7 protein-coding genes are annotated in these 15,583 nt (G+C 60.6%); 4 read left to right on the forward strand and 3 right to left on the reverse strand.

Going from position 1 to position 15,583, the window contains the following annotated elements:
• The coding region (locus tag HP547_RS03650; RefSeq protein WP_172285537.1) for an OB-fold domain-containing protein at positions 1 to 786 on the forward strand (786 nt) is incomplete at its 5' end.
• Positions 787 to 1,001: 215 nt separating this feature from the next.
• Here HP547_RS03650 and HP547_RS29820 read toward each other — a convergent pair.
• The 3 genes from HP547_RS29820 to HP547_RS03665 are packed head-to-tail and all read right to left on the reverse strand — an operon-like array spanning position 1,002 to position 10,017.
• Positions 1,002 to 4,709, reverse strand: coding sequence for an RHS repeat-associated core domain-containing protein (locus tag HP547_RS29820; RefSeq protein ID WP_172285538.1), 3,708 nt, complete (start codon positions 4,707 to 4,709; stop codon positions 1,002 to 1,004).
• Positions 4,710 to 4,747: 38 nt separating this feature from the next.
• Positions 4,748 to 5,536 (reverse strand): hypothetical protein, encoded by a 789-nt coding sequence (locus HP547_RS03660; protein ID WP_172285539.1) that lies wholly within the window; start codon positions 5,534 to 5,536, stop codon positions 4,748 to 4,750.
• Positions 5,533 to 10,017 carry a hypothetical protein gene (locus HP547_RS03665; RefSeq protein ID WP_172285540.1) on the reverse strand — a complete coding sequence of 1,495 codons (4,485 nt, stop codon included), beginning with the start codon at positions 10,015 to 10,017 and terminating at the stop codon, positions 5,533 to 5,535. The genes HP547_RS03660 and HP547_RS03665 overlap by 4 nt, the downstream gene beginning before the upstream one ends.
• 553 nt (positions 10,018 to 10,570) lie before the next feature.
• On the opposite strand from HP547_RS03665, the gene HP547_RS03670 reads away from it, so the two are divergent.
• The 3 genes from HP547_RS03670 (at position 10,571) to HP547_RS03680 (ending at position 15,342) form a co-directional block, all read left to right on the forward strand.
• Positions 10,571 to 11,554: a YCF48-related protein gene (locus HP547_RS03670; protein ID WP_172285541.1), complete on the forward strand. Its 984-nt coding sequence runs from the start codon at positions 10,571 to 10,573 to the stop codon at positions 11,552 to 11,554.
• A complete protein-coding gene (locus HP547_RS03675; RefSeq protein ID WP_172225223.1) occupies positions 11,551 to 13,941 on the forward strand; it encodes an RND family transporter in 2,391 nt (796 codons plus the stop codon). Before HP547_RS03670 ends, HP547_RS03675 begins: the two co-directional genes overlap by 4 nt.
• Before the next feature lie 165 nt (positions 13,942 to 14,106).
• Positions 14,107 to 15,342, forward strand: a complete 1,236-nt coding sequence (locus HP547_RS03680) for a LuxR C-terminal-related transcriptional regulator (protein WP_172285542.1) — start codon at positions 14,107 to 14,109, stop codon at positions 15,340 to 15,342.
• Positions 15,343 to 15,583: the final 241 nt, after the last annotated feature.

The following is a 15,583-nucleotide window of genomic DNA, read 5'->3' on the forward strand; positions in this document are numbered from 1 at the left end:
TGGCGCGAGGTGGCGGGGCAGGCGAGCCTGTACAGCTATACCCTGACGCGCATTGCAACCTTGCCGGACTTTGCCGATGAAATGCCCCAGGCCCTGGCGGTGGTGGAACTGGCCGAAGGGGTGCGCATCAACACCACCCTGGTCGGGCTGGACGAGGCGCAGATTCGTATCGGCATGGCCTTGCAGCCGGTGTTCGCCGAGGCTGACGACAAAGGCACGCGGTTGCTGCGCTTTACCGGCCTGGAGCAGGACGTGCACAGCCTCGAAGCCCTGGCGGGCGGCGCTGACACGCCAGCGGTCGAGCCCAAGCCTGGCAGCAGTGTGCAGGTAGATTGCAATGATGCACAGGCCTTGCAGGCATTGGTCAGCGAGCAGTTCAGCGGCTGGAGCAACAGCCTGCTGGTGGACCAGGCCTTGATCGATGCCTTTGCGCAGTTGTCCGGCGATGATTACTGGATCCATACCGATCCCGAGCGCGCCCGGCGCAGCAGCCCGTTTGGCGGCACCATCGCCCACGGCGCGCTGGTGCAGGTGCTGCAGTCGCGGCTGAAGCTGGCGCTGGGCTTCGAGATCACCGGCTTCACCACGCAGATCAACTACGGCTCCGACCGCCTGCGCTTCCCGGCGCCGGTGCCGGCCGGCGCGCGCATTCATGCCCGGGCCCGGGTCAAGGCGGTCGAGCTGAACCAGCGCGGCACCCAGCTGACCCTGGAGATCAACACGCACGTGGTCGGCCAGGAGCGGCCGTCGGTGATCAATGACCTGGTGATTCTCTACCAACGCTGAGCAGCTCGCAGCACTTCAAATCAGAAAATGGGCGTATCGCGATCGCTCGGTGGTTGCTGGAGTTCGCGCTGATCCGGGTGATTAATCAGGTCACTTCGGGCCACAACGTGATGATGTTTTGAAAGAGGTACTCGAAGAGCACCTCTTTCAAATCTCGGGACTTTCTACCTGCAAGGCCTATTGTGCCGGAAGTAGTCATGAGGCGTAGGTATGCGTTAACCTAGATAACTAATGACAGGGGCGAGATTATAAGTATAAAGCAAGCGCTCGTCATTCCTGGAGAAGCAGTAAGCATGAAGGTGATGGCCTGGAAGAGACTCCCATTGGTCGAGCTGGGCACGGGTGACCCCTTTGAGATCGCTACCTCTCAGATCATGAATGTAGATCTTCCGGTTGCGTAAATTTCTGCGTACATCTCGATAATCATAGTTGGTTCCATTTAGTATATTGAAGCTGTTGACATCGTCTTCTGTGACGAGTCTACGCAAACGGTCGCTGGGTTTGGTGTGAGAAAAGGCAGATTTGTCTTCAAGAAGGAATTCTACGTCGTTGAGATAAGGGTCGCGTCTGACTGTAACTTTGCCTAGGGTGCTTCGGTAGCTAGTGAAGTTGTCTCCAGTTGTTTCGCCGTGAGCGCCTGTATAAGCATGGATGTCACTTTTTGAGTTGCGCCTGGATATTTTAATGAGCGCATCTTTTACGTCGCTGTGAGTTACAGTCATATCAGCGGTCCAGAGTATTCTCTGCTGGGGCCCGGGCAGGGTGTCCTGATACCATACGGGAGCCCTACCGGGGGCTGCTTGAGAAATCACTTGTTGAGACTTGTTTCCGAATACTCTGAGCCCTGCAGTTTTACCTCCCATGGGATTGCCCGGATACGAGGTAGGTCGCGGAGCATGGGGTGATCTAACGGCATATTTGAATCGTCTTGGTCCCAGCGATGCGCGCAAAGCGCGCAGCCTATGAAACCCTTCGCCAAGCGCTTTACTCAGCTTACTCGCTCCGGCATGCGCCAGGTCAACCAGGCCAGCAGCCATCGCCGCCCATCCCAGTTTCTCGGCCAGTTCAGGGTTACTCTGTTGCACCGATACCTGAGCGATGGTCAAACCTGCATACGCCAGCGTCGATCCATATATCACCGCCTTCGCCACCCCGGCCATCTGCGAGCCGAATGCCGGCGCACTGGCCAACGCCATCATCACGTGCCCCACAGGTTCCAATATCCGCGACAGCTCCGGGTTCGACTGCCTCAATGCCATCCCCGTCGCCGTAACTGCGGCACCCGCTGTGTAGGCGATCATCAGCCCGGCGATCACCGGCGCACTCAGGGTGCCTGCCGAAGCTACGATCAGCAGCCCACCCAGAATCGTCATGCCAGCGAACAACAGCCAATCCCCCGTGCTGGCAGCCTGGGGTGGCGCTGTCTCCGTGCTGGGAGTAAGCGCGGCAATAATGGTGTCGAGCCGGGTCAGGCTCGCGGCCTGGGCCTGGCGGTTGAGCATGATGTGGCCACTGGGATCCTCGAAGTTGACCGGGTCGGCTTTCGGGCAGTAGGCACGGTCATTGGGGCCGGCTGCACCCAGCGGGCTCCAGTCGTCGGGCTGGCAGAACACTTTGTGCTGGGCGTCGTAGACGCGGTAGCCGTCGCCGAGATGGAAACCCCCCGTCACCCGATCCACCCGCTGGCCGTTGTAACCGACGCCCACCGATTGAGCGTTGAGGGTGGCCAGATGGGTAACGCCCCAAGGCGTGAACGTGACCGAATGGCGAACCCAGGCGCCGTCCTTGAACTGGTATTCGTCACCCCCACCGGTCTGCGGGTCGCCGAGCACGAACAGCCATTGATCGCCCAAGGCAACCGCCAGGCCCGCCTGGTCATCCAGCGTCAGGCGCTTGAGCACCTTGCCTGCACCATCCAGCCAGGTTTCCCCACTCAGGCCATTGGCACCATAGTTGAGGATGCGCCGCTGGTTGTTGACGACATCACACTGGGCAATCAACCGGTCATGTTCGTCGTACTCGTAATAGGTCAGCGGCGTCGTGCCACCCTTGGCAGTCACTGACCTGAGGCGGCCGCTGTCAGTGTAGGCCAGGGTCTGTTCCCGCTCGTTGGTCGCCAGGTTGCCGTTGACGTCGTAAGTCAGGGTGACCGTGCGGGTACTGGTCTTGCCAGCAAGCGTCGCGGTGCAGGTGATCGCCGTACGCCGGGTTGGATGCATCGCATCGTCGTAGGCATAACTGCGTACCAGCGTGTCGTTGTTGCTACGCGTGGTCGAGCATTGGGTCATGCTGCCCAGTTCGTCGTATTGGTAAGCCTCTTCCTTGATGGCATGCCCTTCGTCATCCTTGACCTGCTCGCCCGCCACTGCGTCCACCGTCCATTGCTGCAATTCATCGCTGGTACCGGTCACACTGGTGTAATAGACGAATGTCTCGGTTCTTGCCCGTGTGCCGTCACGGTACAGCGTTTTGCTTAGCAGCTGGCTGGCCGGTGACCAGGTTTGCTCGTAGCGCACCTTTTCCTGGCCGTTCAGCGAATAACTGCGCTTGGTTTCGCGGCCGAAGGCATCGTAGTCGTGCAGCACCTGCAAGTGCCGGCCGCTGCGCATGTCTTGCACCGTGAGGCAGGCCAACTGGCCCAGTGCAGTGTATGTGTATTGGTATTCGAGTGATCCCCGGCGCAACCGGCTGCGGTAACCTTGGGCATTTTCCCAGGCCTGCAGGGGCAGGTTGTTGCTGTTCCATGTGCCGGTCAAGACGCCGCGCAGGGAGGCCGAACCCTCATCGCGCTGCTGTTGCCCGTGCACCGTCCGGTTGAAGCGCCAGGTGCCCAATAGCAGCGGCTGCAAGGTTTCGCTGGTGACCAGGCTTTGATGATCACCCTGCACCGGGCGTTCGGCCTGCAAGGCCTGTGTGACGGGGCTCAACTTGAAGGTTACCAAGGGTGTCTTGCTATCGGTGCTGCCTTTTTGTGCATACCAGGACAGGCTGCCATCGTCGTTGCGTGCATGGTAAAGGCTGGTACCGTCTGGCTTCACGTAACCGTCTGGCCGGGTTCGCAGCGTTTGACTGGTATCACTGCCCCTGACCAGCGTCGCCACGGCGCCCTCGTTGAACGTGCGGCTGGCCAGTACCCGTTCTGGCGCGTTCGCCGACTTCTTCACGCTCATGCGGGTTGGGGCATCGTTCAAGCCTTCGTAGGCCCAGGTAATGATCGATTTGTCCGGTTGGGTCAGTGTCTCTGCGCGCCCCAGGCCGTCGTAGCTGATATTCCAGGTTCTGGCTTGCTTGGCATAGCCGGGGATGTCCTCGGTCACCTGAGTGCGCTGGCCTTTCTGGTTCAGCGTCTGGGTGGTTGTGATGGCTGCACCGGCGGCAGGTTTCTCCAGGCCTTTCCATGCTTCGTGCGTCAGGGTGACCGACCCGTCCCGCAGGTTGCGCTGGGTGGTTTGTTGAGTGCTCAGTGCGCCCTGCGAGATCAGCCCAAGGGTGGAGCGGGTGGTCAGCGACACATTCTGGTTTGTGTCGGTAACCACCGGGTCATGCCCGTGGGCCTGCCAGAACCAGTCCTTGCTCCGCTCGGGCAGTGCTTTGACGTTGTCGATGCGCAGGCCCCCGGGCAAGTAGTCGAACATCACTTGGCCGGCCATTTGCCCATCGCTGTCCCAGGATGTTTGTTCCACCGTGCAGTAGTTGCCGGCACCGTGGTCGGGCCCTGGCACGCGTTGCAGTTCCCGGCGCACCATGCGTTGCTGGCCATCGTAATAGCACCGCTGGTGACGCCCGTGGACGTCGCAACTCCTGACACAGGTTCCCTCGCCGTCTTCAGAGTAGTGGATGGATTGCGAGTGGGTGGTTACTAGCGAGGTCACCAAGCCAGTGGTAAAGGCCTGTTCATTGAACGCATAGGTGTCACTGCGCACGCCCCGGCCCAGGCTATCGTACCGATGGCAGGTAAACGCTATGGCCTTGCCCTCGCTGTCTTGCCGGGTTTCACGCAGTAGGCGGCCGGTACGCGCCGACACGATGTGGCGTTGGAGGATGGGTAGGGCGTGGTGCGCAACAGTTCGAGGGTGGCGGCTTGTTGGCCGATGGTCACTACCTCGGTCACGGTCTGGGTGCTGCGTGCGTTGTCGTTCTGGTACCACTGGGTGGCGATGCGTTCGCTGCTGCGGACCGCGCCGGCCTGGTGCTGGTAGTTGGCCTGCACCAGGGAGACGGACAACGCTGTCGGTTTGGCCAGCTTCACGTCCATCAAGGCCAGGGTGTCGCTGTCGGCAAAGGCTTCGAAGCCTTCGAAGGTAAGCACGGTGTTGGGCAGCAGGGTACCGTGCTCGTCGCGCTGGTTCAGGGCGTAGCCGAACAGGGTCAGTACCGGGGCCTGGCGGGTACCGTCGGGCAGCAGCAGGTACTGGTACTGCGCGCACAGTGGCAGCAGGCCTTTACCTGCCGCCGGGCGCTCGGTGCAGGTGAGCTGGGTGGCATCGGCCAGCGCCCTGCCGGTGGTGCCTTGCGTGGCGTTGGTACCGGTGGTGACCTTGGCCAGTGTCAGCCCTGCAACCAGCTTGCTGATATCCAGTGGATGGGCGTCGGCCTCGTAGTACCAGAGCCGTGTGTGCAAACCATCGTCAGTGATGAACTGTATAGGTTCCAGGCCGCCGGGGGGGTAACGGGTGAGCGCGGTTTCCGTGAGCGAAGCGGCTGGAAGGGTGGGGGCTGGGCTGGAGGTGGTCTGATCCGTGCTGGTCATGGCTGCTGTTCCTCGGCAGTGGCGGCGACGCGGAGATCTTCGACGGTGATGTGCTGCTCTGTTTGCCGCGGCTGGCGCAGCGGAGCGGGCACGGCGTGGTCGGTCTGATAGACATGGCGCGTGATGCGCTGCTGCTCGCCGGGGACTTTTTCGATCAGGCGCGCAAGTTGCGTGGCACCGTCAGCGCTGTGGGACCACTCCCAGCGGGTGGATGGCACCTGTTCCAGGTCGCTGCCGACAGGGGCGTGCGCGTAGCGGGTGGCTGCGGTGATCTGCTCTCTACCTTCCCAGGCCCAGGCATGGTGGGTATTGGGTTGTTGGCCACCGGGTACCAAGGTGTGCAGCGCGACACGAGGTGCTGAATTGTAAAATGACTCGTCGTAGGCGACCACTTCCCGTGAACCATCGTCCTCGGCAATGCAGCACAATACATTGTCCAGCGTTGCCGACACGGTGTACTGGAAGTACAGGCGCTGGTCGGGCTTGTCCGTCTGGGAGCCGCTGGATCGAGTCAAACGCCTAAGCAGGCAGTCTTTGATGTCCAGGGTGATGCAGCAGCGCTCATCGGTCTCTGGCCAGAGGGTGAAAACGCTCTGTTGGCTACCCTTTAGCACCGGCTCGGCGGAGTGTTCGGCCTCGAGCAGCACGTTGACACCGTCCTTTATGCTGTTCAGGCGGACATGGCCCTTTACGCCTTGCCAGTCCAGTTGCAGCGCTCTGTTGTCGGCCTTGAGTTGCAGTGGCACCAGGATCAAGGCATTGCGCTCGATATCGGCGAGTGCCAGCGCCATTTCGGTTTTCAGATTGTTCAGATCTTTTTTATTCGCGATGACCTGTTTGAGTCTTTCCCGATCCTTGCCTAATAAGTCGGCGCCCCATGTGGTGTTGATAAAGCCCGCGACAATGGAAGAGAGTTGCATGCTGCGGGTTTTTTCGTAGTCATCAACTTTTGAACCTGGCAAAAAGCCAATGCCTCCGGTCAACAGCCCACCGATAATGCTCCATATTGGCGGCGAATCTGTTGATGGTGTTTTCAGGTCCTCCAGTGCTTTATCGATTTTCGCGATAATTCCATTGATCTGGCCTTTAAGGTTATCTTTATAGGTCCCGCCACTTTCCAGGTCGTCATGGGCCTGGGGGAGCCCAAGCACTTCTTCGTGGCCGTTAAGATATTCGATCGTGAAAGCCGTCAGGTGATAGACCTTTCGTTTACCACCTTCAGCGCTCAACTCGTCGGTAGTCCCTTGGCCCGCTTTGAGGGTATAGTCAAGGCATACTATCGGCTCGCCTTCGATCAGTTGCTTGATGTTATCAATGCTGAGCTCATGCACGGTCCCGTTACCCAGTACCAGGCGCCGCTTTCGATTGTCGTAAGAAGAAAAACCGGAGAACGCGAAGCCATCGCCGAGGGCGCTTTCGTTGGCACGTAACGGTGAGTAGTTAAGCGCCAGTGTGATCGCAGGCGTACTGCCGGAAAGGCAGGAGAGCGTTGCAACTGTGTGATGGAAGTGGAACAGGCCTGTCTGAGGCGAGACGCCATGGGGCTGCGAGCTGCTAGAGGCGAAGAGCTCGGACCCGTCGGTATTTGCCATGTCGGCGCACAGTGTGTCGTGCGCAGGCTCTTCGATACTTATTTCTTTTGTTGTTGTGCAGCTCTGAATTTTTCTCCAAAGAAATTCAGGAGACACGATGCCGATCAAAATCCCTGCTGAAGCGCTATCTTCATCGGGTTCGAAAGGGACGTTTAAGTCGAGTGCAAGTCCGTAGTCATTGCGGCTGCAGGAAACTAGAGAAAAACGTCTATCGATGGCTTGAGCATCAAGCCAAATGCAGAGTTGCTGCCGCAAAGAGGAGAAATGGATGTCGATAGTTGCGAGGTGGCATTGGGTGGTCGCTAGGTTTGATAAGGTCTTTTCAATGAATTTTCTCTCACTGAAGATCTGCGCAAGCGTGCTAAGGTCTCTATGTTTAGTGGTTTTAGTAAGTCGGAGCAAACCCGTAAGTGTGTCATGAAATCCAGCTGCAATAACCCAGGTGGAATCAAATATTGAAGATCCCTGCTGGATGGTCACGAGGCGTGGGTCGGGCATGCTGAAGCTGAATGGCGAGTCTTCAATGTCTGCCTGTCTAAATTGTACTACTTTTGAAACTTTATCAAGCGCCGTGTGTGTCAGCTCGGTTGGTGGCGTGTGTATATTGAGTTGTGCAAGATTTTTTATGATTTTCTTTGCAGTGACTGGAAAGACTGCAGGAGAACTAACTTTTTTTTGAAGTAGCTCTGCATATAGATAATATATGTCGTCTGTGACGGGTTGTGGTGTGCGCTGGCTGGCGTTGGTAGCGTGGGCGTTATGTGCCTGGACTGGTCCGTTCAGGATGAATTTATTAATATGAATGGGGAAAGGGTTGGTGCTTTTACTGCCAGTCGCTATGGGTGTTGATGTCAGTTTCTCAAGTGCTGTTTGTAGCTGGAGAACAGTTGCTTCATGCACTTTCCAATTGTTCAGGGTGGTGCCGGAAACGTTGGAGTCGATGTTGAGCTCCAGCCAAACAACCCCGGTTTGTTTCAAATGCTCGTTAAGCGTTTTCGCCAGCTTGGCCCGCTTTGCTGGCTGATCTATCGAAGACTCCATCGCCGACAAGGTAATGGATGAGGTGTGGCAGAGGTGCCCCGTGCGCGTGTCACGGCTCTCAATGACCAACTGACAACTTTCGTCGCCAAGACAGGCGTCAAGCACGTCATCGAAATCCTCGTCGGAGCGGCTTGACCAAGCAGGTGAAGCCAAGGGCTCGCTCATCCAGATGCGAAGGGGAATCCCTGCGCGCAGGCAACGCCATGTCGCTGCAGGGGCCGTGCCGCCGCTTGCCTGTTCCAGTTTGATGTAGGGTGCCAGGGGGGTGCCAGCCAACTGACTGGCCAACGCGGCCGGCCATTGGTTCTGCCCCTGCGTTTCAATACTTGGAGAGAACGTGAACGGCGATCCCGGCAGCGGCGCGCCCGTTACATCATCGTGTACCGCAATCATCACCTTGCTATCCAGGGCCAGGTCCGAGTTCACGGTGAATGCTGCGTGCTCAAGCCAATTGACGGCTTCAAGTTGAACAGAAAGGTCGGACAGTTGCGGTATCCAGAGCCGATTACCCTGCAGCGCGGGCGTGATGCTGATGCCATCGTCCTGGCGCTTGCCGGCCCTCAGCATCGCACTGTGCTGGTTGACAAATTCGCTCATCTGTTTGCTCCAGCTATCGCTGGCGCTGTTCGCTTCGGGCTGGAAAAAATGGGATTCATACAGGTGCTGGCTGGTCCTGTGGCGTACTTGGATGCATGCACGGTCTCCCAAAGACGGCTTTGCATCTGGAAGCGTAAGTGCACAGACCTGATTGGCCTTGAACGGAAGGTTGCTGAGCAGCCTGCAATGCGTATCAAATGCCCACAAACGGTCGACCTGGCTTTTCTCGATGTTGTTGTACCCCGTGAAGGTTTGCGAGGTGGGGGCATCGGTGTTTTCGGTCAGTTCGGCGTCGTTCGAGAGATGCCCGGCCTGGAGCAGCACGGAACCTTCGACCAGCGTCTCGTCGGCCTGGATCGCCTTGACCAACGCAACAGGCCAGGCCACGCGGGCCTTGTTGGCTTCGGTCGCTGTTAGCGAGACGGTTTTCAGCACGCGCCCGTCGATGGGGTCGACGGCCCAGACATGAACGGTTTCGTCCAGCTGCAGGTCCCGGTCCGCCAGCACATGGCAGGGGCTTGCCCAAACGCAATCACCGGTGCCCAACGCGCTGTGCTCGAAGCCTGTCATGCTGGGCAGCTCGGCCAGCAGGTCGGGCGCTACGGCAGGTTCAACGGCAGGCTCGACCGAAAGCGGAGGGGTGATACCGGGTAGTTCAAGAACAAAATCAGGTGCTATTTCATGCACGAATGCCTGGTATCGGGTGGCTTCCATGTCCACGAAGTCAGGTGGTGGGGTGTTTTCGCCGAGGAAAAAGAACACGTAGTTTAATTTTTGGTCTGGGTAAAAACCTGTGGTAAGTCTATTTGAAAACCAGGGGTTGGCAATTTTGGCTTTCAATGCTTCGACGTCATCATCGTTGATGAATACAGCTCTTGAGGCGTCACGCATTGAAACCTTGCCGATCTGAAAGAAGGACGAAATTTTATCGAAACTATGCTCGGTCAGGAGTGGGTGAGGGAGGGTATGGAGTTTGTCGTGGTAGCTGGTCTTCACCAGCCGCCAGCCTCTCTTGAAAAACTCGGAAAAATCGTTCGCTACTCTTTGCTTTGTTTCTTCAAGGCACTCGATGCTGTCGACCTTGCTCCATTCAATCTCAATGAAGTTTCTATACTCGAGCGTTGGCGTGAAGAAAGCGACCCGTTTGTTGGCTCCCCCCCAGTAGTACGCATTCCCGTTGACGGTAACGGGGTCGCCTGTATTGAAGCACCTGAACACATCCTTTCCGCTGTAGGCTTTCTTGGCGCTCATCTCAACTTCTCCGGTTAGAGACCACAACTGGGTGCTGGATTTCGCTGCCCAGCCGATGTAAGCAGCAGGGCGGATTGAGTGTTCATCTGGATGAAAAGAGGGGCAACTGGCAAAAATGTCAGTTGCGAACGTACGAGTTTGGCACTTGTGGTGTTGCTATCAGCATGATTGCGCGGATGGCACCGGCTGCTCCGGTGTTCGCGGCTGAAGCCGTGCCCACAGGATTATCTTGGTTTCCAGTCGTGCGCTGTACTTGTGGGAGCCGCGCTTGCCGGCGATGGGCCGCGACGCGGCCCCACGATTTCAAAGTTGTTGCATAAATTGCCGGGGCCGCTTCGCGGCCCATCGCCGGCAAGCGCGGCTCCCACAGGGGGCGCACACGGGTTCACCCGCGCAGAAGGCCTAAAGGTCGATACAGCCAAACCTTAAGCCATTTGGACGATGTTTGCGCCGCGCTCCCGACTGACTATCCCCTCATGCCCCCGCCTGACAAGAACAAGAGGAACGGCTCCATGGCTGCGTTGTATCTGCCCCTCGATCAGGAGCGATGCCCATGCGCTCGGTGATCGGCTATCTGGTCTGCCTGTTCGTGGGGCTGACCATCGTCTTTACCTTCCTGCCCCGCCCCGAAGCCGCGCCCGCCGACGACCCCCTGCGTGCCGACCGGGTGCAGGTCAACGCTTTGCTCGCCCTCGAACCGCGCGTGCTGGCCGTGGGTGAGCGCGGCAGCATCCTGTTCAGCGACAACCAGGGCGCCAGCTGGCAGCCTGCAGTGGTCGAGCCGCAGCGCGAAGTTGCCCTGACTGCCGTGGTGGCCCTCGACCACCAGCGCCTGCTTGCGGTCGGCCATGACGGCTGGATCCTGCGCTCTGACGATGCCGGCCAGCACTGGCGCGAGGTGCGCCACGACGACCAGCTCGGCGAGCCCCTGCTGGGGGTGTGGGCGGCCAGTGCCGACAGGGTGCTGGCCTATGGCAGCTTCGGCAAGTTCTACCAGTCCGATGACGCCGGGGCGACCTGGCGGCCGTTGGCGCTGGACATCGACAGCGCCCATCTCAACGGCATGGACGGCGGTGAGGACGGCCGGCGCATGCTGGTCGGCGAACAAGGCCTGGTGCTGCGCAGCCGCGACGCCGGTGCGCACTGGCAGGCCTTGCCGGCGTTCTACAACGGCTCGCTGTTCGGCATCGTGCGCCTCAGCGCCAGCGACTGGGTTACCTACGGCATGCGCGGGCATGTGTTTGTCAGCCACGACTTCGGCGAGCACTGGCGCCAGGTCCAGGTGGGCAATGCGCTACCGCTGTACGGCCACGCCCGTTTGCCTGGCGGTGGCCTGGTGATCGTCGGCGCTGGCAGTTCGGTAGTTCGCCTGGATGCCAGGGGCGAGCTGGCAAGCGCCACCCGGATCGCCGGGCACGGCACCCTCACCTCGGCAACCATGGTCGGTTCACGGCTGTTGCTGGGGGGCGAGCAGGGGGTTTTCGTCGAGCCGGCGGGCAACCTGGCCACGCTGGATAAACAAGAGGCGTTCCGATGAGTAAGGCACAGACTGGCGTGGCGCGTTGCGTCGAGGCCACCGCCAACGGCTTGATGAAAGGCCGCAAGGGCTTGCTGCTGTTGTTCGTAGTGCTGACCCTGGGCCTGGGCTACAGCGCCACCCATACCCAGCTTGACCCGGGGTTCAACAAGCAGATCCCGGTACGCCATGCCTACATGGTCAATTTCCTGCGCTTCAGCCAGTATTTCACGGGTGCCAACCGGTTTCTGGTGAGTGTGCGCTGGAAGGGCGAGGGCGACCTGTACAACCCGGAATTTCTCGATACCCTGCGCAACGTCACCGACGATGTGTTTTTCATCTCCGGGGTGAACCGCGCCAGTGTCACCTCGCTGTTCACCGCCAACGTGCGCTACATCGAGATCACCGAGGATGGCTTCTACGGTGACGTGGTGGTGCCGCCGCGTTTCAACGGCAGCGCCGAGGACCTGGCCCAGGTGCGCAGCAATGCCGCTGCGGCCGGGCAGGTCGGCCGGCTGGTGGCCAACGACCTGAAATCGGCGATGGTGCGCGCCGACCTGCAGGACATCGATCCGCAAACCGGCAAGGCGGTCGATTACGCTGCAGTGGCCGAGCACCTCGAGGCGATCCGCCACAAGTACGCCAACGCCGACATCGAGATCAACATCGTCGGTTTTGCCAAACTGGTGGGCGACGTGGTGGAAGGCCTGAACACCGTGGTCGGCTTCTTCGTGATCGCCTTCGCCATCACCGCGCTGTTACTGTGGCTGTATGCCCGGTCGTGGCGCCTGACCCTGGTGGCGCTGCTGGTGGCGCTGCTGCCGGTGGTGTGGTTGCTGGGTTTGCTGCCGCTGCTGGGGCTGGGCATCGATCCGATGTCGATCCTGGTGCCATTCCTGATCTTTTCCATCGGCGTGTCGCATGCCGTGCAGATGACCAACGCCTGGAAACAGGACGTGGTGGCCGGCGCCAGTTCGCTGCAGGCGGCCCACTCGGCATTCTGCAAGATCTTCATCCCAGGTTCGCTGGCGCTGCTGATGAACGCCCTGGGTTTCGGGGTGATCATGCTGATCGATATCCCTATCGTGCATGAACTGGGCGTCACCGCCTGCATTGGCGTGATGCTGATGATCGTCACCAACAAGCTGATGCTGCCGATCATCCTCTCCTGGCTGCACCTCGAGCCCGCCTCGCTGCGCCAGGCCCAGGCCGCCCGGGCCGGCCGTCACCGCCTGTGGTGGCGGCTTTCAGCGCTGGCCGAACCGGGCCCGGCGCTGGTGGTGTTCGGCTTGAGCCTGGCGCTGCTGGTAGCAGGCGCCTGGAAGGCGCGGGACCTGGCCGTGGGCGATATCGGCGCCGGCGCGCCGGAGCTGCGCGCCGACTCGCGCTACAACCAGGACAACGCCCGCATCATCAGCAGCTATTCGATCGGCCTGGATGTGCTGTCGGTGTTTGCCGAGGTCAAAGGCACCGAAGAGGGTTGCCTGTCGCCAGAGGTGATGCGCGCGGTGGAAGCCTTTGATTTTCGCATGCGCGCGGTCAGCGGCGTGCAGTCGGTGCAAAGCGTGGCGGGCATGGGCAAGCGGGTGATCGCCGGTAACAATGAGGGCAACCCGCGCTGGGCAGCCATCCCCGGTTCCGCGCGTGGCCTTAGCCAGGGCGCGCGGGCCTACATGCCCGACGACGGCCTGGTCACCGAAGGCTGCCAGCAGATGCAGATCCTGGTGTTCCTCAGCGATCATGAGGGCGCCACCATCAGCCACGCGATCAATGAAGCACGGCGGATCATCGACGCTGTGCGCACGCCGAAGGTCGACTTCCTGCTGGCCGGGGGCAACGTCGGCGTCATGGCCGCCTCCAACGAAGCGGTCAAGCGTGCCGAGGTCATCATGCTGGGCGCGTTGTTCGGCTCGGTGGCGCTGTTCTGCTGGCTGACGTTCCTGTCGTTGCGGGCTGTGCTGTGCATCCTGGTGCCGCTGGCGATCGTCGCCATCCTCTGCAATGCGCTGATGGCGCTGCTGGGCATTGGCCTGAAGGTCGCCACGCTGCCGGTGATGGCGCTGGGGGTCGGGGTGGGGGTCGATTACGGCATCTACCTGTACGAGCGTATCCAGCACGAGATGCAGGCCGGTGCGGACCTGCGCGAGGCGTTCTATCAGGCCATGTGTCAACGTGGCACGGCGGCGGTGTTCACCGCGCTGACCATGTCCATCGGCGTCTGCACCTGGGCCTTCGCGCCGCTGAAGTTCCAGGCCGACATGGGCGTGCTGCTGTCGTTCATGTTCCTGGTCAACGTGCTGGGGGCAATCTTCCTGTTGCCGGCGCTGGCCGCCTGGTTCAACCGTGGCCGGCCGCTGGTGGCCAGGCAGGCGGCAGCGCGTGCGGTGCTGGCAGGTGTTCAGCGCTGAAGCATCCGGTAACCGAAATAAACCCGGTGCCCCTATTGTCGGCACCGGGCCCTGCCAGCGAGACTTGGCCACGGGCAACTGTTGCAGCAAAGGGCCGCCGGCCCAAGCCGAAATTATAAAAATAACAAGGGAAGGCCCACGCCTTACCCGAGCGAGGAGAAGACTGTGGACACAGCTGTCTTGACCCATGATGCACTGGCCGCCCTCGGCCTCGACCTGGCCGCCTACGACCGCCTGATCGGCGAGGTTTATGAAGGCGCCCTCGACCCCAAGCTGATGGCCCGGGCCCTGGGCAGCTTCCGTACCCTCTACGAAGCCAACTACGTCACCCTGATCCTGCGTGTGCCCGACCAGCCCGACATGGGCGTGATGATCATTTCCGGCGATATCGAAGGGGCGGGCGATGTCAGCTACATGACCTACCCGCAGACCAATTCGCCGTTTGCCAACCAGCCGCTCGACCATGTGTTCACCGTCGATGACATCATGAGCTCGACCGAGTGGGAGCTCAGCGGTTACTTCAAGATGTTCTGCGGCCCGCAGGACGTCTACCACGTGATGGGGGCAGACATCTCCACCCCGGACGGCGGCAAACTGCGGTTTCGCATCACCCGGCCCAAGCGCTCGGCCAACTTCTCGGCCCATGAACGCGCGCTGTGCGGCATGTTCCTGCCCCACCTGCGCCGGGCCTTGCAGGTGCACAACCTGCTGGACCGCAGCGAATCGCTGAGCGACCTGTATTCCCAGGCCATCAGCCGGCTTTCGGTGGCGACCCTGGTGCTGGACGAAAGCGGCAGCGTGCTGCGGGTCAACCCCGTGGCCCAGGACATCCTTGCCAGTGCCGACGGCCTGAAGCTGGTCGGCGGGCGCCTGGAGGCCACCTACCCGAGCGACAACCGTGAACTGCAGCGCCTGATTCGCGCGGCCTTTTCCCCCGACGCACCGAAGAGCGCCGAGGCGATGTCGGTGACCCGGCCGTCGGGGCTGGTCAACCTGGGGCTGGTGGTGGAGTCGATCCCGTCGCTGGACTGGGCCGAGGAAAAAGGCAAGCCGGCGGCGCTGGTGTATATCCGCGATGCCGCCAGCAAGTCGTTGGCCAGTGAGGTGGTGACCAAGCAGCTGTTCAACCTGACCCGCGCCGAAACCGCGCTGGCCATGGAATTGGCCAATGGCCTGTCCCTGGAAGAGGCCGCCGAGGTGCTGAACATCCGCCGCAACACCGCCCGTGCGCACTTGCGCTCGATCTTTTCCAAGACCGGTGTGCGGCGCCAGACCGAGCTGGTGCGCATCCTGCTCAACAGCGTGGTCGCGTTGGGCAAGCCCAAGGTGGCGCTGAAAACCATAGACCGCCTCAAGGTGCCGCCCCCCCAACTGGCAGTCGCCTTGCCACGCCGGGCCTGAAGCCACCCCATCGCGCCGGATGTAGTCCGCCAGGACGATGCCGGCGCGTGCAGCACCTGCCGATACTGGCCGCACCCATCATGGAGATTCACTATGTCTGTTACAGCTATCAGTGGCAGTGCCTCGGGCATTGGCGCAGCGGTGAGTGCTGCGTTGCGTGCGGCGGGGCATGAGGTAATCGGTATCGACCGCAGCAATGCCGAGGTTATCGCCGATCTGTCCACCGCCCAGGGGCGGCAAG

The sequence above is a fragment of the Pseudomonas sp. CM27 genome (genome assembly GCF_013179515.1).
Classification (GTDB): domain Bacteria; phylum Pseudomonadota; class Gammaproteobacteria; order Pseudomonadales; family Pseudomonadaceae; genus Aquipseudomonas.

What these genes read in the sequence shown, in the direction of transcription:
- HP547_RS03670 (WP_172285541.1), top strand. Translation starts at nt 10,571, where the DNA reads ATGCGCTCGGTGATCGGCTATCTGGTCTGCCTGTTCGTGGGGCTGACC.
- HP547_RS03660 (WP_172285539.1), bottom strand. Translation starts at nt 5,536, where the DNA reads ATGACCAGCACGGATCAGACCACCTCCAGCCCAGCCCCCACCCTTCCA.
- HP547_RS03665 (WP_172285540.1), bottom strand. Translation starts at nt 10,017, where the DNA reads ATGAGCGCCAAGAAAGCCTACAGCGGAAAGGATGTGTTCAGGTGCTTC.
- HP547_RS03675 (WP_172225223.1), top strand. Translation starts at nt 11,551, where the DNA reads ATGAGTAAGGCACAGACTGGCGTGGCGCGTTGCGTCGAGGCCACCGCC.